Genomic DNA, 21063 nt, shown 5'->3' with positions numbered 1-21063 from the left:
TGACAAACAGCTGTTCATTTTTTGTGTACCAGGTCCGCTGCAACCGTGACCGGGGTACCGAACGGCATCAGAGACGCTCTTAAAAGTACTTCAAAATCAGTGCATTACCGATCTGACAGGTATTCCGCCAGGTAGTCCTCGAACGACTGCGTCTCCGCCGCCTCGATTGCCGCCTGCTCCGCCAGCGACGCCTCGGTCATCCGCTCATAGGCCTGCTGGGTCGCCGGCGCCAGAGCTTGCGAACGGAAAGCCGCCTGGTGTCGCTGCGACATCGCCATCACCCAGTCACGGTGCCCCAGGCCCTCTTCACGCATGGCCGCCAGCACCCGGGCCGACGGCAACCGGCCGGTATCGGTCAGCTTGTCCGCCTGCTCCGCCAGGGCCCGACGGTACCGGTCGCCGCCCTGCCACTGATCCAGTTGTTCAGCCAAAGGCGCCAGACCGTCCACCAGACGCCGGGCGGCATCCATCAGTGGCATCGGCTGGTTACGGCAGGCCAGGTTGAGGTTCTGGTCGCGGCCACGGCTGACCACGTCTTTGTAATTGTCGTCGAGGTGAACGCACTCGTCGTCATCGATCCAGCCACTGTCGGACAGCAGGCAATCCAGCAGGAACAGATCCAGGAAGTCCAACTGACCGGCGCTGACCCCCAACGGCGAGAACGGGTCCAGATCGAGGCAGCGCACCTCCACATACTCCACGCCACGAGCATCCAGCGCCTGTATTGGCTTTTCCTCGCGCTCGGTGGTGCGTTTGGGACGAATGGCGCTGTAGTACTCGTTCTCGATCTGCAGGATGCTGGTGTTGATCTGGATGAATCGGTCGCCGTCGCGGGTACCGATCTTCTCATAGGCCGGCCAGGGAGTACGGATGGCCTGGGCCAGGGTGTTGGTGTAGGTCTTCAGCTCGTTGAAACAGATGTTGAGGGATGCCTGGGCGTTGTTGTGGTAGCCCAGATCTCCCATTCGCAGAGAGGTGGCAGCAGCCCCAAACCAGGTGTGGTCATCAAACCGCTCCAGGTGATGGCTGACGCCGTCCACGAAGCTGGCATCCAATGCCGGTGAGGCGCCGAACAACAGCATCAGCAGCCAGCTGCGCCGGCGGAAGTTGCGCACCAGCCAGAAATACTGGTCTGACTTGAAGTCCTGCAGCGAGCGCCCGTCGCCCAGGGCCTGCTGCCACTGCTGCCAGAAGCTGTCCGGGAACGACAGGTTGTAGTGGGCACCGGCGATGCTCTGCATCATCCGGCCATAGCGTACCGCCAGCCCCTGGCGATAGACGTGCTTGAGCTGACCAACGTTGGAGCTGCCGTACTCGGCAATCGGAATGCTGGGGTCGCCGTCAAGCTCGCAGGGCATGCTGGCGGCCCAGAACACCTCGTCCCCCAGGTGCTGGTGGACAAAATGATGGGTCTCCCACAGCGATTCCAGCAGCGCCTCGGTACTGTCACAGACCGGGGTGATCAGCTCCAGCAGGGACTCGGAGTAGTCAGTGGTAATCCGCGGGTGAGTCAGGGTGGACCCCAGCGCCCGCGGGTGGGGAGTCTGGGCGATGAAGCCCCGGGCGTCCGCCCGCAATCCCTCCTTTTCAACCCCTTTACGGAAGCCGTGCCACTGGCCGGCGGTGAACTGGCGGAAAAGCTGGTGCCGGGAATCCCCCATGAATCACTCCTGCTGACCCCGGACCGCAGACCGGGGTGGAATACGTTGGAGCCGGCCGCACCGGCTCCCTAAGTTAGCTGCCTTTGCGGGCCGACGCCAGGGCCTGGGCCAGCGCACCGGCCATCGCCCCCTGGGGCGCTTTCTGGTCCCGGCCGCCCTTACCCTGCCGCGGCTGGGCACCACGACCGGCGTTGCGGCCACCACGGCTGTCGCTTTGGCTCTTCTCTCCGGGCTGGTCATCCATCCGCATGGACAGCGCGATACGCTTGCGGGGAATGTCCACGTCCATCACCTTGACCTTGACGATATCCCCCGCCTTCACCACCTCACGAGGGTCGTTGACGAACTGGTGCGACAGCGCGGAGATGTGCACCAGACCGTCCTGGTGTACGCCGATATCAACAAAGGCACCGAAATTGGTGACGTTGGTGACTGTGCCTTCCAGCACCATCCCGGCCTTGAGGTCCTTGAGGGTTTCCACCCCTTCTTCAAAGCTGGCGAAGCGGAACTCCGGCCGTGGGTCACGTCCGGGCTTCTCCAGCTCGGCAAGGATGTCCTTCACCGTCGGCAGACCAAACTGCTCGGTGACAAACTCTTCCGGCTTGAGGCTGCGCAGGAACGCCGAGTCGCCGACGATGCTGGCGACGTCGCGGCCGCTCTTGGCGGCAATCGCCTCCACCACACCGTAGGCCTCCGGGTGCACCGACGAACGGTCCAGCGGGTTATCGCCGGTGGCGATGCGCAGGAAGCCGGCGGCCTGCTCGAAGGTACGTGCGCCCAGGCGACTGACCTCCATCAGCTGTTTGCGATTGCGGAACACACCGTTGCGACTGCGGAAATCGACGATGTTCTGGGCAATGGTCTGATTCAGACCGGACACCCGCGCCAGCAGCGGTACCGAGGCGGTGTTGAGGTCCACGCCAACGCCGTTAACACAGTCCTCCACCACCGCATCCAGGCTGCGGGCGAGCTGCACCTGGGATACGTCGTGCTGGTACTGGCCCACGCCGATGGACTTGGGTTCGATCTTCACCAGCTCCGCCAGCGGGTCCTGCAGGCGGCGGGCGATGGACACCGCACCACGGATGGTGACGTCCAGGTCCGGCAGCTCGCGGGCGGCGAACTCGGATGCGGAGTAGATGGAGGCGCCGGACTCGTTCACCACAATGCGGGCCAGGTTGAGGTCCGGGTAACGCTTGATCAGGTCAGCCACCAGCTTCTCGGTTTCCCGCGAGGCGGTGCCGTTGCCGATGGCCACCAGTTCGATCCTGTACTGCTTGCACCAGGCGGCCAGTTGCTCGATGGAGCGGTCCCACTGGTTCTTCGGGGCATGGGGGAAGATCGCGCCGTGACCGGCCACCTCACCGGTACCATCGATGATCGCCACCTTGACCCCGGTACGCAGTCCCGGGTCCAGGCCCAGGGTGGCACGGGGACCAGCCGGTGCCAGCAGCAACAGATCCTTGAGGTTGGCGGCAAAGACGTTGATGGCCTCGGCTTCGGCGGTTTCACGCACCTGCGCCATCAGGTCGGTTTCAATCTGGGTCGACAGCTTCACCCGCCAGGTCCAGCGCACCACGTCCGACAGCCACTTGTCGGCAGCACGGCCGTTGTCACGGATGTTCCAGTGGCCAGCGATACGCTGCTCGGCCGGATGCGACTGACGGCGGTCGTCTTCGCCCTCACCCACCACAATGCTGTAGGTCAGGATGCCCTCGTTACGCCCGCGCAGGATCGCCAGGGCCCGGTGGGACGGCACCTTCTTCAGCGGTTCGACATGGTCAAAGTAATCGCGGAACTTGGCACCCTCGGTTTCCTTGCCTTCCACCACCGTCACCTTGAGCTGGCCCTGCTGCCAGATAAAGTCCCGCAGTTGTCCCAGCAGTTCGGCGTCCTCGGCAAAGCGCTCCATCAGGATATAGCGGGCACCGTCGAGGGCTGCCTTGGTATCGGCCACGCCGGCCTCGGCGTTGACGTAATCTGCCGCCAGGGCCTCGGGCTCGTTGGCAGGATCGTCATAGAGAGCGTCCGCCAGCGGCTCCAGGCCCGCTTCCCGGGCAATCTGGGCCTTGGTACGGCGTTTGGGCTTGTAGGGCAGGTAGAGGTCTTCCAGGCGGTTCTTGGTGTCGGCACTGCCGATCGCCGCCTTGAGTTCGTCCGTGAGCTTGCCCTGCTCGTCGATGCTCTTGAGGATGGCACCGCGGCGGTCTTCCAGCTCCCGCAGGTAGCGCAGCCGTTCTTCCAGGGTTCGCAACTGGCCGTCGTCGAGAGAGCCGGTCACCTCTTTTCGGTAACGGGCGATGAAAGGCACGGTTGCGCCCTCGTCCAGCATGGCCACCGTGGCGTCGACCTGCTGTTCACGGACTCCGAGTTCGTCGGCAATGCGCTGGGAAATACTGTTCATGCCACCTCTACTGATGCGTCAAAACCAAAGCGCAAAAATACAGGGCGTTATGATTGCAGGCAAGCCGCTTGGCTCTGGTTCTGCAGGAATTTGACCAGGTCGTCCCACGGCATCGGGCGGGCGAAATAGTAACCCTGGATCTCATCACAGTGCTGCTGACGCAGGAATTCAAGCTGTCCTTCGGTCTCCACACCCTCCGCCACCACGCTTATCTGGAGGCTGTGGGCCAGGCTGATGATGGCACGGATGATGTGCTCGGCATCGGCGGTGTGGCCCAGATCCTGGACGAAGGATTTATCGATCTTGAGCAGCGAGATGGGTAGGTGCTGGAGGTTGCTGAGGGAGGAAAAACCGGTGCCGAAATCATCGAGGGCAAAGCTGACACCCAGCTGGTTCAGCTCCCGCAGGCAACGGCGGGCGTAGTCCAGGTCATGCATCATCGCGCTTTCGGTTAGCTCCAGTTCCAGCAGGCTGGTGTCGACGTTGGCGTTGTAGATGATGCGGAAGATGGTTTCGGTCATCTTGCGGTCATGGAACTGGCGGAACGACAGGTTAACCGCAAACACCAGCCCCGGGTGGCCGAGGTCCGCCGCCTGTTTCAGCCGTTCGCAGGCCTGCTCAATCACCCAATAGCCGATCGGTACGATCAGGCCACTGCGCTCTGCGGCAGGAATAAACTCATCCGGCCGTACCAGCCCCCGCTCCGGGTGATTCCAGCGGATCAGGCACTCAACTCCCCGCACCTCTTCCGTGGCCAGGTCGATACGGGGCTGGTAGTACAGCTCCAGCTCCTGGCCCCGCAAGGCATTGCGCAGGTCCGCTTCCAGCCGCAACTGGTAGCCGGCGCTGATGTGCAGCTGCTGGTCGTAGAAGCGGTAACTGGTGCCGGGATCACGCTTGGCCTCGAACATCGCCCGATTGGCCCGGCGCAGCAGGTTCTCCGGCGTTTCCCCGGCTTCCGGGTAGGTGGCGACGCCGACGCTGGCACTGACCATCACGGTCTGGCCGGCGACGGTCAGCGGTTCATCCAGGCTGCTGACCACCTTGCGGATAACCTGGGTCACATCCAGCGAATCCTCCACCTTTTCGATGATGATGGCGAACTCGTCACCGCCGATACGCATCAGCGAATCCACCCGCCGCAGGCTGCTGCGCAGGCGTTCCGCCAGTTTCAGCATCAACTGGTCACTCTTCTGGTAGCCGAAGGACTCGTTCAGGGTGCGGAAGTCGTCAAGATTGATGTGCAACAGCGCCAGCCGGTGGCGGCCCCGCTCGGCCCGCAGCAACGCCTGCTGCAGGCGATCGAAAAATAGATCCCGGTTGATGAAGCCGCTGGCCACTTCCCGCCGCAGCTGGCCCTGTTCCGCCCGGCCAAGCTGGCTGCGATACCACAGACAGCGTACCGCCCTACCCAGGGACCACTGGTTCAGCTCACTCTTGCAGAGGTAGTCGGCGGCACCATGGCGCAACAGTTCGGGGGCTCGGTCGGCGGCGTGGTCGGCGCTGATGGCCAGCACCGGACGGTCGTGGCCGGAGACGGCCAGATACTGCAGGAAGGCCTCGCCGGACCCACCATGGAACACGCAATCCCAGAGAATGATGTCAAACTGGGCGTTGCGTAGCAGGTCCTCGCAGTCCACCAGATCGGGACACCAGGTGAGGTCCACCTCCAGTTCCGGCTCGCGATCCAGCAGGGCGCTGTACCAACGAAACTCTACGTGCTCGGGGGTGAGCACCAGAATGCGTACCTGGCTGGCGCTGGCAGATTCTTGTGGCGGTGTCATACCGGATGATCCGTTCCCATGGCAGTTCAATGCTCCGACAGGCGCGGGACAGCAACAGCCAGGACCTTCGGAAACTCCCTATCTAGAATAGCTGAAAGCCGAACAAGGTACAGCAACCCAGGCTGGTGTAGAATACCCGATCCCGTTTTCACTCCCCAGGTGCCCTGTGTCCAAGCTCAACCCCCGTCAGCGCGAAGCGGTTCACTACGTCGACGGCCCCCTGCTGGTTCTGGCCGGCGCAGGCAGTGGCAAGACCAGCGTGATCACCCGCAAGATGGCCTACCTGATTGAGGAAGTGGGCATTCCCGGACGCCACATCGCTGCGGTCACCTTCACCAACAAGGCCGCTCGGGAAATGAAGGAGCGGGTCACCCGGCTGGTAGACCGCAAGCTGGCCCGGGGGCTAACCGTCTCGACCTTCCATAACCTGGGACTGAACATGATCCGCGAGGAGCATGCCCACCTGGGTTATCACCCCGGATTTTCCCTGTTCGACGCCGAAGATGCCAAGGCCCTGCTGCAGGACCTGATGATGAGCGACGGCAGCGCTGAGGCCGGAGACGAGGTGGGCGAGGTTCAGATGACCATCTCCAACTGGAAGAACGCCATGCGCCGCCCCGGCGACGCGCTGAGCCGGGCGGCGGATGAGCGCGAACAGCGGATCGCCCTGATTTACGGCAAGTACACCGAGTACCTCAAGGCCTACAACGCGGTGGACTTTGACGACCTGATCCTGCTGCCGGTGCAACTGTTTCGCGAGTACCCGGACATTCTCGCCAAGTGGCAGCGCAAGATCCGCTACATGCTGGTGGACGAATACCAGGACACCAACATCTGCCAATACGAGCTGGTCAAGCTGCTAGTAGCCGACCGCGCCGCCTTTACCGTGGTGGGCGATGACGATCAGTCCATCTACGCCTGGCGCGGCGCCCGGCCGGAAAACCTGGCGCAGCTCAAGGTGGACTTTCCCAGCCTGAAGATCGTCAAACTGGAGCAGAACTACCGCTCCACCAGCCGTATCCTGCGCTGCGCCAACACCGTCATCGCCAACAACCCCCACGAGTTTGAGAAAGCGCTGTGGAGTGACCACACCATTGGCGAGGAAATCCGCGTACTGCGCTGTCGCAACGAGGATGCCGAGGTGGAGCGGGTGGCCACCGAGATCATCGACCAGAAACTCAAGCAGGGCCTTGAGTGGCGGGATTTCGCGGTGCTCTATCGGGGCAACCACCAGGCCCGGTTGCTGGAGATGAAACTGCAGGCCTACCAGATTCCCTACCGCATTTCCGGCGGCCAGTCGTTCTTCTCCAAGAACGAGATCAAGGACGCCATGTCCTACCTGCGACTGCTGGTCAACCCGGACGACGACGCCGCCTTCCTGCGGGTGGTGAACGTCCCCCGCCGGGAAATCGGCCCACGCACGCTCGAGCAGCTGAGCCACTACGCCCGAAGCCGCAATGTCAGCCTGTTCCGCGCACTGGGCGACATGGGGGCGGAGACCCACGTCACCGAAAAGGGCCTGGACCGGCTGCGGCGCTTCGCCCACTGGGTCGACACCATCTGCCGCCGCATCCACGAGGAAGACCCGATTCCGGTGATCAAGCAGCTGTTCACCGACATCGAGTACGAGGAGTGGCTGCATCAACACGCCAACACCCCCAAGCAGGCGGAACGGCGGATGGCCAACATCTGGTACCTGGTGGACTCGATCCAGCGCATGCTGGACGACGGTAAGGGCACGGCGGATGAACTCGGCATCGAAGATGCCATCAGCAAACTGATCCTGCGGGATATGATGGAACAACGCGAGGAAGAGGACGACAGCGACAAGGTCCAGTTGCTGACCCTGCACGCCTCCAAGGGTCTGGAGTTCCCCCACGTCTACATCATGGGCCTGGAGGAAGAAATCCTGCCCCACCGCGCCAGCATCGAAGAAGGAAACATTGAGGAAGAGCGCCGGCTGATGTACGTCGGTATCACCCGCGCCCGGGAAACCCTGAGCCTGACCTACGCCGCCCAGCGCAAGCAATACGGCGAAAAGATCGAGACCATCCCCAGTCGCTTCCTCGATGAGTTGCCGGAAGAGGACGTGATCTGGGAAGGCACCGGCGACCTGGATCAGGAAGCCAACCAGAAGAAGGGCAAAGCCACCCTGAGCGCACTGCTCGGGGATCTTGAAGGGTAAAACGAAAAAGGGCCGGAACGTGAAAACCAAAACAACAAAAAAGGGGTCGGAACGTTGGTTCCGACCCCTTTTTTGTCCAGCTAACTTCGGCCCGCACCGGGCAGGCCGATTGAGCCGTTGTTACTTGCTCTGCTCGACCATGTACTCAACGGCAGCCTGGATTTCTTCATCCGGGCAGCTGGCGCAGCCGCCCTTGGCCGGCATGGCATTGAAGCCGTTGATGGCGTGACCAATCAGGGTATCCAGACCCTTGTCGATGCGAGGTCCCCAGGCACCAGCGTCACCCACAACCGGAGCACCGGCGGCACCCGTGGCATGGCAGGCCGTGCACACAGCATTGTAAACTGCATCACCGGAACGTGGGCCAGAGCTGGCAGACGCCGCGGGTGCGGGAGCCGCCCCACACTCATCATCACCCTGCAGGCAGATTTCGCCCACCGGCGCGATACGCGCACGGATATCGTCTTCGACACTTGCCAGGGCGGTACCAGCTGACAGACCCAGACTGAGCAGCACGACAGCCAGTGCGCTCGCCAGAACGTTCTTCATCTTCACAATGCACCTCGCATCAGAGCGTTATAATATTCTGCCGCGCATTATAGCGATTGCGGGCTGGCAAAAAAACCAACAGTCACGGAAATATGGAGCCAACCATGTCCCAGATCAGTTCCCGGCATCAGGCCACGTCCCCGCCCCAGCCATCGCCCTGGCGTAAACGCCTGCTGCTGGTTGAGTTCGGCGCACTGGCGCTGCTGGTGGGCTCAATGGCCCTGCTCGGTCAGCAGGGCCAGGCCAACGACCCGGTCCATCCGGGCTGGCTGCTGATCCCTGCGGCCGCCAGTCTGGCGGTATTCGCCAGCTTCATCGGGCTGATGTACCTGCGCTGGGTGGCCAGCGCCAGTCCCGAGCGGCGCGGCCGCCACCAGCTGGTGTTCGGCCTGCTGGCCCTCACCCTGCTCGGCGTCTGGGGCTATGGCATCGCCCAGACCTGGTTCAGCATCCAGGGCTGAACCAGGGCGCCACCCAGACTCACCGGGGGACAGGCCATGCTCACCGACGGCTCAGGCCACTCTCGCCGATGACTCAGGCCTGACCGATTTCGCCGTTCAGTCGTTCCATGGCGGCCAGCAGTTCGTCGGTCTTGGCCTGCATCAACCCGCGATCGGCACGGGCCTCCACGTTCAGCCGTACCACCGGTTCGGTGTTGGACATACGCAGATTGAAGCGCCAGCGATCAAATTCCACACTCAGCCCATCGACGTGGCTGACAGACAGCGCGTCGGCGCCATACTGCTGCTCAATCGCAGCAATCACCGCCGGCGGGTTGTCGATGGTGCGATTGATTTCACCACTGGCCGGGTAGGCCTCAATGCGGGCATCAATCAGTGACGACAGGGTCTGGCCGGACTGGCACAGCCGCTCCGCCACCAACAACCAGGGGATCATGCCACTGTCGCAGTAGGCAAAATCGCGGAAGTAATGGTGGGCGCTCATTTCGCCGCCGTAAACCGCATCCTCATCCCGCATCCGCTGTTTGATGAAGGCGTGGCCGGTCTTGCTCTCGATGGCCTCGCCGCCGGCGCTGGCCACCAGGTCGAGGGTGTTCCAGGTCAGCCGCGGATCGTGGATCACCTTGCCGCCGCCGGTCTTGCGCAGGAACTGGTCCGCCAGCAGGCCAACGATGTAGTAGCCCTCGATGAAGCGGCCGTTCTCGTCGAAGAAGAAGCAGCGGTCGTAGTCGCCATCCCAGGCAATGCCCATGGCCGCGCCGTGGGCGATCACCGCTTCGGCGGTGGCGGCGCGATTGTCTTCCAGGATCGGGTTGGGCACGCCGTTGGGGAAGGCGCCGTCCGGCTGGTGGTGTACCTTGATGAACTCAAACGGCAGGCTCGCTTCCAGCGCGTCGATCACCAGCCCGGCACCGCCGTTACCGGCGTTGACCACAATCTTCATCGGCGCCAGTGAGCTGGTGTCGATGTACCCCAGTAGATGGGCAACGTAGTCCGCCATCACCGCCAGCGACTGCACCTTGCCCCGCTCCGCCGCATCCTCGAAATCGCCCGCTACCCGGTCACGGATGTCATTGAGGCCAGTGTCGGAGCTGATAGGCCGGGACTCTGAGGCCACCAGTTTCATGCCGTTGTGATCTTTGGGGTTGTGACTGGCGGTGACCATGATGCCGCCGTCCATACCATAGTGGCTGGTGGCGAAGTACACCTGCTCGGTGCCGCCCAGACCGATGTCATAGACATCGGCGCCGGCCGCCACCAGGCCCGCGGTGAGGGCCTCGGCAATGGCCGGACTGGACAGCCGGATATCGTAACCAACGATCACCCGACGGGCGCCGGTGACGTCCACATAGGCTCGGCCGATACGTTCCGCCAGTTCGGGGTTCAGTTGCTCGGGCACACGACCACGCAGGTCGTAGGCTTTGAAACAGGACAGATCCATTTCAGCAGGTCTCCAGGCTTGCCCGGAAGGGCATGGGTGATCGGAGCCGCCATTCTAGCGGTATTTGCCGGGCCGTGCAGGGCAGGAAGTGTCGAACAGGAAGTGCTCGAACAAGGAGCGTTCGAACAGAAAGCACTCGAAGAAACGATGTGACCGGGAGCAAGCCGCCATCTGAAACGAAAACGCCCGGGCTGACAGTGTCGGCCCGGGCGTGAAGGGGCAGTAAACGGCCCCTCGATCCTTACTCCGCCGCGCTGGACTGGAGCTGGACGTAGTTCTGGATGCCCATCTGGCTGATCAGCTCCATCTGGGTTTCCAGCCAGTCGATGTGCTCTTCTTCACTGTCGAGAATGGAGCGGAACAGCTGACGGCTGGTGTAGTCTTTCACCTGCTCACAGTAAGTGATCGCTTCGATCAGATCCTCGTGGGCAGTCTGCTCCAGCTTGAGGTCACACGCCAACATTTCCTCGACGTTCTCACCGATCAGCAGCTTGTTGAGGTCCTGCAGGTTGGGCAGGCCTTCGAGGAACAGAATCCGCTCGATCAGCGCATCGGCGTGCTTCATCTCGTCGATGGATTCTTCGTATTCCTTTGCCGCCAGCTTGGTGATGCCCCAGTCCTTATACATCCGGGAATGGAGGAAGTACTGGTTGATTGCAGTCAGTTCGTTGCAAAGCACCTTGTTCAGATGCTGGATGACCTTCTTGTCACCTTTCATTGCCGGGGTCTCCTCTCTCTCATGATCGGCCTGAACACTCAGGATAGACCGAACCACCGCAATAAAAAATCGCAGCAGAAAATACGTCTCAATCAGAGAGGTTTCAGCAACTTAGGAAGGCGCCGGAAAGGCAAGTGCCCCAGCCAGGCAAGCTGCGGCGGGGGTAACCGGACTCAGGCAGGCTGGGCCAGCATACCGGCGAGGGCGAGGTAGTCCGGCGTATTGATTTCGCGGAGAATTTCCCGGGCGTGGCAGGCACAGCGACCACATTGACGACCGACCCCGAGCTCCTTGCCCAACTGGCGCATGGAACTGACACCGTTCTCAGCAGCTTCGCGAATGTCGCGGTCGGTCACACCGTGGCAGAGGCAAACGTACATAGTCTAAAACTCTCGGGATGATCAAACTTAGTGATAATTATTGTTATTCACATGCCCGAATGCAAGCTTTTTCTGCCCGAAAAATGAACGTTTTTCAGCGCCTCTATAACCCCTTGCCCTGACTGTTTTTTTCAAATCGCCCTGCGGTGTCGGGCAGACAGCGAGCGCCCCCTCTGGCCGCAGGACAGGGCAAGCAAGGTAGAATCAGGGCAGATGGCGGCGGGTCAGGTTGCACGCGCCATTGTCTGTCACCTCCACATTGTCCTCGATGCGGATACCACCGCAGCCCCAGAGTTCATCGATCAGGCCGTGGTCGAGCTGGCTCCCCAGCCGTCCCTGCATCACCGGTTTCAGCAGCGATGGGATGAAGTACAATCCCGGTTCGACGGTCACCACCATGCCCGGCTCCAGCCGGCGGGTCAGACGCAGGAACGGCGCGTCCTCCGGCGGCGGCACCGGCCGACCACCCACATCGTGCACCTGCACCCCCAGCAGGTGGCCCAGGCCGTGGGGGAAGAAGGCCCGGGTAATGCCCTCGGCGACCTGGGTTTCCTCATCCAGCCCTCGCACCAGACCGGCGGAAGACAACAGCGCCGCCAGCCCCAGATGGGTTTTGCGGTGCAGCTCAACAAAGTCCATGCCCGGCACCACCGCATCGCACAGGCGTTTCTGCAGGGATTCCACCCCCGCCACCAGAGCCTGGAACATGCCCTCCCCCGGCGCCGCGGTGGTTCGGGTAATGTCAGAACCATAGCCACGGAAACGGTAGCCGGCATCGATCAGCAGACTGCGCGGCTGCTGCGGGCGCACGGTGTCGTAATACTGGTAATGCAGGATACCGGCATGGTCGTTGAGGCCGATGATGCTGTGATACGGCGCCTCGACTTCCCGCTGCGCGGTGGCCTGCTGGTAGGCCAGGCTGATTTCAAACTCACTGGCTCCGGCCAGGAAGGCCTCGCGTGCCGCCCGGTGACCGTCGGCGGCACGGGCATTGGCCAGGTCCAGACATTCGATTTCGTAACCGGTCTTGAGGATCCGGGTGGCTTCCAGATCCGCCAGCAGGTCGGCAGGATTGTGCGTCCCCGGCAGATCCGTCAGCGCTGCCGGATCGCCGATTACCGCCAGTCGGCCAAGGCCGTCCAGTGCCGGTGGCCGGCGCTCCGGTGAGGCGGTCAGCTCCAGCTCCCGGGCCCAGGGTTCGTCCGGCAGCGAGGCCGTGGCGTGCCAGAAATCCACCGGGGTATACAGCTGCAACAGCGCCTGGCGGCCGGGGCGAATCAGCAGCCAGCTGTGCTCCACATCGGTCAGGCCGGTCCAGTGCACGAACGGCCCAAACCCCTGAAAGGCATAACCGTGATCGTCGGCGTAGCGCATGGGCGCAGCGCCGGAGGCGATCAGCAGGGCGTCGTAGCCATGAGACTCAAGGGCGTCGCTGTAGCGCTGTTGCAGCGTCTCAAGATGCAGGCATTGTCGGGCGTGGCGTTCCTGTTCGGGCATAGTGGTCTTCCAGTTCGTTCCAAAGGGTGGCGAGGCCGTCGCTGCGGGGCGTTCTCAGCCGCACCAGGCGGATTTCCAGGGCGATGTCCCAGCGTTCGTCGCCGGCGCGCACCAGCCGGCCATAGTGTTCACTCTTTTCGGTCACCCGATGCGGCAGCCAGCCCATGCCAAAGCCCTGGGCCACCAGGGTCTTCACGCTGGAAGAGTGGGCGCTCTCGTTCAGTGGCAACAGATGGGCCGGCGGGCGACTGGCGGCAGTCCGGGCGGCCACCGCCGGCGCGATGAAGCCCCGGGGATGGTAGGCAATCACCGGCACCGGCTGGTCTTCGGTGCCCGGCAGGGTGAACCGGGGCTGGCCCTGGTCATCCGCCACCGACAACGGCACCGCGCACTCGCTGGCCAGGGACAGCCACTGGTAATAGTCGCTGTCCCAGCGTTCCTGCCAGGGCAGCTGATCGTGCCAGTAGCACAGCACCAGGTCGCAGTCGCCGCTGTCGAGGGCATCAAAGAAGTCCTCCCCCAGCCAGTTGGTGGCCTTGAGGTTGAACTGCAGGCGCTCTTCCAGACCGGTTTCCGCCAGCCAGCCGGCGAAGAAATGGGAAAACAGCGCCTGGGTCGCGCCCACACTGAAGCGATTGGAGGCCTCAGACTCCAACTGGGCGATGCGCTCCCGGGTGTCCCGCACATCGCGGGTAACCCGCTCGCACATCTCACGAAACACTTCGCCAGCCGGCGTCAGCGACAACGGCAGGGTCTGGCGGTCCACCAGGGTTGTGCCCATGGTTTCTTCCAGCAGCTTGATCCGTCGGCTGAACGTCGGCTGGGTTACATGCTGCAGCTCGGCTGCACGGGAGAAATGGCGCGTCCTGGCCAGCGCCAGGAAATCCTCCAACCAGCGTACTTCCATGATGTCCTCTAACCAATCAAGACCTGCGCCCGATAGGGACGCCTCTGAGCACCCACCCTACGAGCTTCTCAGCAGCATAGTTCACTGCCGAGCGCGGGGCTAAAGGCGGCCCTCTTCAACGGCGTGACAGGCTACCTGACCACCACCGTCGGTGGCGATCAACTGCGGTATCTCCTGACGACAGCGGTCATTGGCGTACGGACAGCGGCCATGGAAGACACAGCCACTGGGCAACTCCACCGGCGTTGGCACCTCGCCGTGCAGGCGGATATGGTTGGGGCGATCGTCTTCCAGCCGCGGGATCGCCGACAGCAGCGCCTGGGTATAGGGATGCCGGGGCGAGCTGAACAGCGTGGCGGTGTCCGCCAGCTCACAGACCCGTCCTAGGTACATCACCGCCACCCGGGTTCCGAAGTGCTCCACCACCGCCAGATCGTGGGTAATGAACAGATAGGTGAGCCCCCGCGATTCCTGGGCATCCATCATCAGGTTCAGCACCTGGGCCTGGATAGACACATCAAGCGCGGAGATCGGCTCATCGGCCACGATGAATTCCGGGTCCACCGCCAGCGCGCGGGCAATGGAGATGCGTTGGCGCTGACCGCCGGAAAACTCATGGGCAAAGCGTTTGCCCCAGTCCGGATCAATGCCCACCGACTGCATCACCTCGGCCACCTTGTCTTCCACCCCACTGGCTGACAGCTCGGGCTGGTGGAAGCGGATCGGCTCTTCCAGGGTCTGGCGAATGGTCATGCGTGGATTCAGCGAGGCATAGGGGTTCTGGAAGATCATCTGCATCTTGCGGCGATACGGCAGTACCGCCTTGTGATCCAGATCGTCGATGCGCTTGCCATCGTAATGGATCTCCCCCGCCGACGGCGACAGCAGCCCCATCACCGTCCGCGCCACGGTGGACTTACCGCAGCCGGACTCCCCCACCACACACAGGGCCTCGCCCCGGGTGACGCTCAAGTCCACGCCGTTAATGGCATGAACGTGTTCCTGGTGCCGCTCAATGCGGCCATTGCGGAACCGGAGCTGATCAAGCAGCCCACCGGACAGGTCGAAGCGCTTCTCCAGCCCGCGAATATCAACAAGTGTTTCCTGGGCCGTACTCACCGGTCTTCCTCCTGCAGGGACTGCTCCTGTTCAATCAGCTTGGCCACCTCATAACAGGCGACGTCGACGTTACCGGAATGGACATAGTTCGGCATTGACGTACGACACTGATCGGTCGCAAACGGACAGCGGGGATTGAAGGGACACCCGGACGGCACCCGACTCAGTGACGGCATCGAGCCGGGAATCTGGTACAGCCGGGCCCCGGGTTCACCCATCTGCGGCAGGGCGTTGATCAGGCCCTGGGTGTACGGGTGCTGGGGATCGTTGATGATCTCCCGGGTCGGCCCCTGTTCGATGATACGGCCGGAATACATCACCAGCATGCGCTGGGTCACCTGGGACACCACCCCGAGGTCATGGGTGATCAGCATCAGCGCCACGTTTTCCTGCTCACACAGTTCCAGCAGCAAGGCCATGATCTCGGCCTGAATGGTCACATCCAGCGCCGTGGTGGGCTCATCGGCAATGATGATCTCCGGGTCCAGCAGCAGCGCAATCGCGATGATCACCCGCTGGCGCATGCCCCCGGACAGCTCGTGGGGGTACTGGTCCAGGCGTTTGTCCGGCGACGGGATCTGCACCATCTGCAGTTTCTTCAGGGCGATGGCGCGGGCATCCCGGGTACTGATGCGACGGTGGGCCTTGAGCGCCTCCACCATCTGGGTCCCGATGGTCAGTACCGGGTTCAGTGTCATCATCGGGTCCTGGAAGATCATGGCGATGCGATTGCCACGGATCTTGCGCAGCTGTTTGTCGCTCATCGCCGCCAGGTCCTGCCCTTCAAACAGGATCTGCCCCCCGGCAATGTAGCCGGGCTTGGCAATCAGGTTGAGGATGGAGAACGCCGCCACCGATTTGCCGGCACCGGATTCCCCCACCAGGCCCAGCCGCTCCCCCTTGTCGAGGGAGAAGCTGATTTTGCGCAGCGCCTGCAGGTCGCCGCCGCGCACTGCGAAGCGGACATCGAGGTCTTTTACATCCAGCAGTGCCATGGTTACCCCTTGTACAGCCGTGGGTTCAACACATCCCGCAACCAGTCACCCAACAGGTTGATGACCAGCACGAGCACCACCAGCACCAGACCGGGGATCAGGGTGATCCACCAGGACCCGCTCTGGATGTAGTCAAAGCCGGATTTGATCAGCGAGCCCAGCGACGGCTGGGTCTCCGGCATGCCCAGACCGAGGAACGACAGCGCCGCCTCGGAAATGATGGCATTGGCGATCTGCACCGTGGCGATGACGAAGATCGGCGACAGGGTGTTGGGCAGAATATGACGGAACATGATCCGCGGCGTGCCGAAGCCCATCACCTTGGCGGCATCGACATATTCCTTTTTCTTCTCCGCCAGCACCGAGGCACGCACGGTGCGGGCGATCTGCGGCCACTCGGCGATGCCGATGATCAGGATCAGCAGATAGATGGCGATTTCGCCAAACATCAGGTTGCCGAAGCTGGCCTTGAAGATGGCGCCGACAATGATCGCCACCATCAATGTGGAGAACGATAGCTGAACGTCGGCGATGCGCATCAGGATGGCGTCAACCCGACCACCGAGGTAGCCCGCCAGCAGCCCGAACAGAATGCCCAGCAGCGATTGCAGCACCACGGCGCCGAAGCCGATCAGTAGCGACACCCGGGTGCCGTAGAGAATGGTGGACATCAGGTCCCGGCCCTGGGCGTCGGTGCCCAGTGGGAACGCCGGATCACTGCCGGCCAGCCCCGCCGGCGGCAGCTCCGAGTTCATGATGTCGATCTGCGCCAGGTCGTAGGGATCGGTGGGCGCCAGCACCGGGGCCAGGAAGGCCGCCGCCACCATCGCCACGAACACCACCAGACTGACGATGGCGACCTTGTCGCGACGGAAGCTGTACCAGAGATAGGAGTCACGGAAGCGTTCCCAGCGGGACGCGGTTACTGCACTCATGCCTTCTTACCTGTCAGTTTCACGGTGGGGTTCACCAGGCCATAGATCAGGTCCACCAGGGTGTTGGTGATCACGAAGATCAGCCCCACCACCATCAGGTAGGCAACGATCAGCGGAATGTCACTGCGGGTGATGGCCTCCAGGAACATCAAGCCCACACCCGGCCACTGGAACACGGTCTCGGTGAGAATGGTGTAGGCCACCATGATGCCGATCTGCACCCCGCCGACGGTGATGACCGGCAGCATGGTGTTCTTCAGCGCGTGAAGGAAGTTGATCCGCGCCGGGGCAATGCCCTTGGCCTGGGCAAAGCGGATGTAGTCGCTCTGCAGCACTTCCATCATCTCTGCGCGGATCAGACGGATGAACAACGGCAGCATGATCGACGCCAGCGACACCGCCGGTAGCAGAATGTGGGCCCAGCCGGTCTGGCTGAAGAAATTGGATTCCCAGGTGCCGAACAGATGGGCCAGGTCATCGCCACGACCGTAGGACGGCATTCCGCCCTCGGTGGAGAAAAACTCGTTGAGCCACTGGCCCCAGTCGGAATCGGCCGGGAACACCGTCACCTGCACCCCGATGGAGAATAGCTGGATCAGCACGATGGCGGTCAGGAACACCGGAATCGAGATCCCGACGGTGCTCACCCCCATAAAGAATTTCGACAGCCACGCCTTGGGCCGGATGGCAGCGTAGACCCCAATCGGTACCGACAGGAAGATGATCATCAGACTGGCGGCAATCACCAGCTCCAGGGTGGCCGGCAGGTGACGCAGGATCACATCCATGGTGGGCTCACCATAGAAATACGAGACCCCCAGGTCGCCCTGCAGGGCATTGCCGGCGAACCGGAGGTACTGGGTAACCATGGGATCGTTCAACCCCATCTCTTCCCGCAGGGCGTCGCGTTCCTCATCGGAGACGGACATACCCACGAGTTCCTGAAGCGGATCGCCCAGGCCGTCCTGAATGGTGAAGCTGATCACACTGATCACGAACATCACCAGGATCGCCTGGGAAATGCGCTGAACCAAAAACGCTAGCATGGATCTGAAATTCCGGCAGTGGACTCACCCGCCAGCCCCAACGGGCCGGCGGGTCGGGTGGTTCCCGTTACTCGACGACCAGGTCGCCCAGGTAGGGGAAGTTCATGACGTTGAGAATCGGCTCGATGCGCACGTTCTTGCGTGCAGCCCAGGCCAGATCCTGCCAGTGCAGCGGCACAAAGGCGGCATCGTCGTACAGACGCTGTTCCACTTCCTGCAGCAGCGCGGTGCGCTTATCGAGATCGGTTTCGACGTTGGCCTGTTCCACCAGGGCGTCGATCTCTTCGTTGCAGTAGTTGCCGGCGTTGTACTGACCGCGACCGGAGTCGGCATCGGGGCACATGGTGAGGAATTCGAAGAAGTTGGCACTGTCCTCGGTATCGGCGTGCCAGCCAATCAGCATGATGTCGGCAGCACGGGCATCGTACTCCGGCCAGTACTGGGCTTTCGGCAGGGTCTTGAGATCCACTTTGATGTTGATCCGCGCCAGCATGGCCGCTGCCGCCTGAGCGATCTTGTCATCGTTCACATAGCGGTTGTTGGGCGACATCATGGTGACGGTAAAGCCATCCTCATAGCCGGCTTCGGCCATCAGCTCCTTGGCCCGCTCAACGTCATAGCGAGGCTGCAGGTTGGGGTTATGACCCTGGTAACCTTCCGGTGACATCTGCGCCGCTGGAGTGGCGAAGCCCTTCATGATGCGGGCGGCAATGCCTTCCTGATTGATGGCATAGGCAATGGCCTGACGCACGCGGGGGTCCTGGAACGCCTCAACACGGGACTGGTTGAGGTGGAACAGGATGATGCGGGTACCGCTCATGGTCACCAGATCCGTATTGCTGTCGCGACGGATACGCTCCAGATCGGTCGGCGGTACCGGGGCGATGAAGTCCACACCACCGGACAGCAGGGCAGAAACCCGGGTGTTGTTTTCCTTGATCGGCGTCAGCACCACCCGGTCAACGTTGCCCGGTGACTCGGTGTCCCAGTAGTTGTCGAAACGCTCAAACACCACTTTCACGCCCTGCTGGCGCTCCACCACCTGGTAGGGACCGGTGCCGGATATGTTGCGGGAGGCAAAGGAATTGCCGTGCTTGATCACCGCGGCCTTGTCGTTGCCGTTGGCGTCTTCACCGGTGTAGAACTCGCTGTCCAGCGGGAAGATGTACGTTGCGGCATTGAGCACCAGCGGATAGGGTTCGTCGGTGACCAGCTCAAAGGTGTGCTCGTCGATCACCCGCAGCTCGCTGAACGGCCGGAAGATGGCCTTGTAATCCGGGCTGACCTTGAGGCGATCGAAAGTGAACTTGACGTCTTCCGTGGTCAGTTCGTTGCCGGAATGGAACTGCACGCCGTCCCGCAGGGTAAAGCGCATGGTAAGATCGTCCACCCGCTCCCAGCTCTCTGCCAGGCGAGGCTCAAACTCAAACTCCTGGGTCCAGCGAATCAGCGGATCGAAGGTCATGTGGGACAGTTGCAGCATGCCGCCGGAGAGCTGCTCGTGGATATCGAGCGTGACCGGGTCGGCATCGTAGGCAAGCTTGATTTCGTGGGTCGTTTCGGCCGATACGGCCATCGGGGCAGCCGCCAGGGCGACACTCCCGAGCACAGCAGTCATCAGTTTTTTCATCGCGTGTTCCGTCGCTGTTATTGAGTTTTAAAAACGGTACATCCGCGCTTCAGCGGCGGATGCGATGCACACGAAGTTAGTCAGCTCTTACCCATACGGGCAATCGAAATAACGACACAGCCCCATACGCGAGGCGAATGACCCTTGCCCCGCAAGGGCTTGAAGGGCATCGACCCGGCGGACATCTCGCGCCGATCAGGCACGAACATCCGCAAAAACCGTTATCAGGTGTACACTGGAGTCCCGTTTGGGGCCAACATTGAGGAAAGGAACCGACCATGGCACTGAAGGCCACCATCTATAAGGCAGAACTCAACATTGCCGACATGGACCGATCGCACTACGCCGATCACCAGCTCACCATCGCCCTGCATCCGTCCGAAACCGAAGAACGGATGATGCTGCGCCTGGTGGCCTTTGCCCTCAACGCCAGCGACACCCTGGAATTCACCAAGGGCATCAGCACCGACGACGAACCGGACCTGTGGCAGAAAAGCCTGAGTGACGAGATCGAGCTCTGGGTCGATCTGGGTCTGCCCGACGAAAGCCGCATCCGCAAGGCCTGCGGCCGCTCCGACCGGGTGATTCTCTACACCTACGGCGGTCGCGCCGTGCCGCTGTGGTGGGACAAGATCCACGGCAAGCTCACCCGCTTCGACAACCTGGCGCTCTACAACTTCCCCCAGGACACCAGCACCGAACTGGCCGCCCTCGCCGCCCGCTCCATGCACCTGCAGATCACCATCCAGGATGGCAGCATCGGCATCAGCGACGGCGAACGCCACGTTCAGCTCGACCCGGAAGAACTGCCGCTGCGATAACCCACCGCAGGGGCTGGACAGACCCCGCTCACGCACGTATGATTGCGCACTCGAAATCGCCGTCCAACCACGGTGTTTCTTCCGCCCGTAGCTCAGCTGGGCGGAAGCGGAATCAACGAAAGCGCAGCTTTCGTCCGCTGGAGCGGCCCTTGCGATGCAGCGCAAGGGACTGGACCCCGAAGGGGGAGCGCCAAGCGCTCTATCCAGTGCGCCGCAAGCTGAGCCAAGCTGCCAACATTCGAAGCTTGAATGATCCAGATAACCGCCCGTAGCTCAGCTGGATAGAGCGCTGCCCTCCGGAGGCAGAGGTCAGAGGTTCGAATCCTCTCGGGCGGGCCATTCTTACCATGTTTTCCCAGACCTCCAGCAAAACGCCCCTCGCCAGCGAAAGCCATGGATTCTTCAGTGCCAGCTTACGGCACGCAACGAATCACACCTCTACCGACAAACCAATCCCGCTTTCTTCCTGCCCACTGCCACTGTCGGGCCAAGAACTCGACCCCGCAGCTAGATTCTCCGACAATGAAAAA

At 62.2% G+C, this 21063-nt stretch carries 17 protein-coding genes and 1 tRNA gene; 4 read left to right on the top strand and 14 right to left on the bottom strand.

What is annotated here, in order from left to right; translation table 11 throughout:
* Positions 1-104 precede the first annotated feature (104 nt).
* From gshA to J2887_RS01170, 3 genes are all read right to left on the bottom strand, one after another.
* Entirely contained in the window at positions 105-1661 is a 1557-nt protein-coding gene (gene gshA / locus J2887_RS01180) for a glutamate--cysteine ligase (RefSeq protein ID WP_227173550.1), read from the bottom strand.
* 73 nt (positions 1662-1734) lie between these two features.
* Positions 1735-4065 carry a Tex family protein gene (locus J2887_RS01175; protein ID WP_227173548.1) on the bottom strand — a complete coding sequence of 777 codons (2331 nt, stop codon included), beginning with the start codon at positions 4063-4065 and terminating at the stop codon, positions 1735-1737.
* A 47-nt stretch (positions 4066-4112) separates the two neighbouring features.
* Positions 4113-5849: a GGDEF domain-containing response regulator gene (locus J2887_RS01170; protein ID WP_227173547.1), complete on the bottom strand. Its 1737-nt coding sequence runs from the start codon at positions 5847-5849 to the stop codon at positions 4113-4115.
* A 166-nt stretch (positions 5850-6015) separates the two neighbouring features.
* On the opposite strand from J2887_RS01170, the gene rep reads away from it, so the two are divergent.
* Positions 6016-8034 (top strand): DNA helicase Rep, encoded by a 2019-nt coding sequence (gene rep / locus J2887_RS01165; RefSeq protein WP_227173546.1) that lies wholly within the window; start codon positions 6016-6018, stop codon positions 8032-8034.
* A gap of 120 nt (positions 8035-8154) precedes the next feature.
* On the opposite strand, the gene J2887_RS01160 is transcribed toward rep, so the two are convergent.
* Positions 8155-8583, bottom strand: coding sequence for a c-type cytochrome (locus tag J2887_RS01160; RefSeq protein WP_227173544.1), 429 nt, complete (start codon positions 8581-8583; stop codon positions 8155-8157).
* A gap of 104 nt (positions 8584-8687) precedes the next feature.
* Here J2887_RS01160 and J2887_RS01155 point away from each other — a divergent pair, with 104 nt between their 5' ends.
* Positions 8688-9044 (top strand): hypothetical protein, encoded by a 357-nt coding sequence (locus J2887_RS01155; protein ID WP_227173542.1) that lies wholly within the window; start codon positions 8688-8690, stop codon positions 9042-9044.
* Positions 9045-9117: 73 nt separating this feature from the next.
* On the opposite strand, the gene J2887_RS01150 is transcribed toward J2887_RS01155, so the two are convergent.
* The 10 genes from J2887_RS01150 to J2887_RS01105 form a co-directional block, all read right to left on the bottom strand.
* On the bottom strand, positions 9118-10485 hold the full coding sequence (locus J2887_RS01150) for a phosphomannomutase (protein WP_227173540.1): 1368 nt from the start codon (positions 10483-10485) through the stop codon (positions 9118-9120).
* A gap of 241 nt (positions 10486-10726) precedes the next feature.
* On the bottom strand, positions 10727-11203 hold the full coding sequence (bfr, locus tag J2887_RS01145) for a bacterioferritin (protein ID WP_227173538.1): 477 nt from the start codon (positions 11201-11203) through the stop codon (positions 10727-10729).
* Between the two features lie 173 nt (positions 11204-11376).
* The gene (locus J2887_RS01140) at positions 11377-11583 is read right to left on the bottom strand and encodes a bacterioferritin-associated ferredoxin (protein ID WP_227173537.1); all 207 of its coding nucleotides are present in this window, start codon (positions 11581-11583) and stop codon (positions 11377-11379) included.
* A 204-nt stretch (positions 11584-11787) separates the two neighbouring features.
* Complete coding sequence (gene pepQ / locus J2887_RS01135; protein WP_227173535.1) at positions 11788-13080, bottom strand: Xaa-Pro dipeptidase; 1293 nt, start codon at positions 13078-13080, stop codon at positions 11788-11790.
* Positions 13037-13987, bottom strand: coding sequence for a LysR family transcriptional regulator (locus J2887_RS01130; protein WP_227173533.1), 951 nt, complete (start codon positions 13985-13987; stop codon positions 13037-13039). Before J2887_RS01130 ends, pepQ begins: the two co-directional genes overlap by 44 nt.
* 99 nt (positions 13988-14086) lie before the next feature.
* Positions 14087-15106: an ABC transporter ATP-binding protein gene (locus J2887_RS01125; protein ID WP_227173531.1), complete on the bottom strand. Its 1020-nt coding sequence runs from the start codon at positions 15104-15106 to the stop codon at positions 14087-14089.
* Positions 15103-16101, bottom strand: coding sequence for an ABC transporter ATP-binding protein (locus J2887_RS01120; protein WP_227173529.1), 999 nt, complete (start codon positions 16099-16101; stop codon positions 15103-15105). Before J2887_RS01120 ends, J2887_RS01125 begins: the two co-directional genes overlap by 4 nt.
* Positions 16102-16103: 2 nt before the next feature.
* Positions 16104-17036, bottom strand: coding sequence for an ABC transporter permease (locus J2887_RS01115; RefSeq protein WP_227173527.1), 933 nt, complete (start codon positions 17034-17036; stop codon positions 16104-16106).
* Positions 17033-18082 (bottom strand): ABC transporter permease, encoded by a 1050-nt coding sequence (locus J2887_RS01110; protein WP_227173525.1) that lies wholly within the window; start codon positions 18080-18082, stop codon positions 17033-17035. Before J2887_RS01110 ends, J2887_RS01115 begins: the two co-directional genes overlap by 4 nt.
* Before the next feature lie 67 nt (positions 18083-18149).
* A complete protein-coding gene (locus J2887_RS01105) occupies positions 18150-19712 on the bottom strand; it encodes an ABC transporter substrate-binding protein (protein WP_227173523.1) in 1563 nt (520 codons plus the stop codon).
* A 278-nt stretch (positions 19713-19990) separates the two neighbouring features.
* Between J2887_RS01105 and J2887_RS01100 the strand changes: the two genes are divergently transcribed.
* Entirely contained in the window at positions 19991-20533 is a 543-nt protein-coding gene (locus J2887_RS01100) for a YaeQ family protein (protein ID WP_227173522.1), read from the top strand.
* A gap of 262 nt (positions 20534-20795) precedes the next feature.
* Positions 20796-20872 (top strand) — tRNA-Arg (locus tag J2887_RS01095).
* Positions 20873-21063 lie beyond the last annotated feature (191 nt).

The organism is Marinobacter sp. CA1 (assembly GCF_020546665.1).
In the GTDB taxonomy this organism is placed as follows: Bacteria; Pseudomonadota; Gammaproteobacteria; order Pseudomonadales; family Oleiphilaceae; genus Marinobacter; species Marinobacter xestospongiae.
This window is presented reverse-complemented; position numbering and strand designations above follow the sequence as displayed.

Excerpts from the sequence above, each read along its gene's own strand:
- gshA (WP_227173550.1), bottom strand. The coding sequence starts at position 1,661 with ATGGGGGATTCCCGGCACCAGCTTTTCCGCCAGTTCACCGCCGGCCAG.
- J2887_RS01175 (WP_227173548.1), bottom strand. The coding sequence starts at position 4,065 with ATGAACAGTATTTCCCAGCGCATTGCCGACGAACTCGGAGTCCGTGAA.
- J2887_RS01170 (WP_227173547.1), bottom strand. The coding sequence starts at position 5,849 with ATGACACCGCCACAAGAATCTGCCAGCGCCAGCCAGGTACGCATTCTG.
- J2887_RS01160 (WP_227173544.1), bottom strand. The coding sequence starts at position 8,583 with ATGAAGAACGTTCTGGCGAGCGCACTGGCTGTCGTGCTGCTCAGTCTG.
- J2887_RS01155 (WP_227173542.1), top strand. The coding sequence starts at position 8,688 with ATGTCCCAGATCAGTTCCCGGCATCAGGCCACGTCCCCGCCCCAGCCA.
- J2887_RS01150 (WP_227173540.1), bottom strand. The coding sequence starts at position 10,485 with ATGGATCTGTCCTGTTTCAAAGCCTACGACCTGCGTGGTCGTGTGCCC.
- bfr (WP_227173538.1), bottom strand. The coding sequence starts at position 11,203 with ATGAAAGGTGACAAGAAGGTCATCCAGCATCTGAACAAGGTGCTTTGC.
- J2887_RS01140 (WP_227173537.1), bottom strand. The coding sequence starts at position 11,583 with ATGTACGTTTGCCTCTGCCACGGTGTGACCGACCGCGACATTCGCGAA.
- pepQ (WP_227173535.1), bottom strand. The coding sequence starts at position 13,080 with ATGCCCGAACAGGAACGCCACGCCCGACAATGCCTGCATCTTGAGACG.
- J2887_RS01130 (WP_227173533.1), bottom strand. The coding sequence starts at position 13,987 with ATGGAAGTACGCTGGTTGGAGGATTTCCTGGCGCTGGCCAGGACGCGC.
- J2887_RS01120 (WP_227173529.1), bottom strand. The coding sequence starts at position 16,101 with ATGGCACTGCTGGATGTAAAAGACCTCGATGTCCGCTTCGCAGTGCGC.
- J2887_RS01115 (WP_227173527.1), bottom strand. The coding sequence starts at position 17,036 with ATGAGTGCAGTAACCGCGTCCCGCTGGGAACGCTTCCGTGACTCCTAT.
- J2887_RS01110 (WP_227173525.1), bottom strand. The coding sequence starts at position 18,082 with ATGCTAGCGTTTTTGGTTCAGCGCATTTCCCAGGCGATCCTGGTGATG.
- J2887_RS01105 (WP_227173523.1), bottom strand. The coding sequence starts at position 19,712 with ATGAAAAAACTGATGACTGCTGTGCTCGGGAGTGTCGCCCTGGCGGCT.
- J2887_RS01100 (WP_227173522.1), top strand. The coding sequence starts at position 19,991 with ATGGCACTGAAGGCCACCATCTATAAGGCAGAACTCAACATTGCCGAC.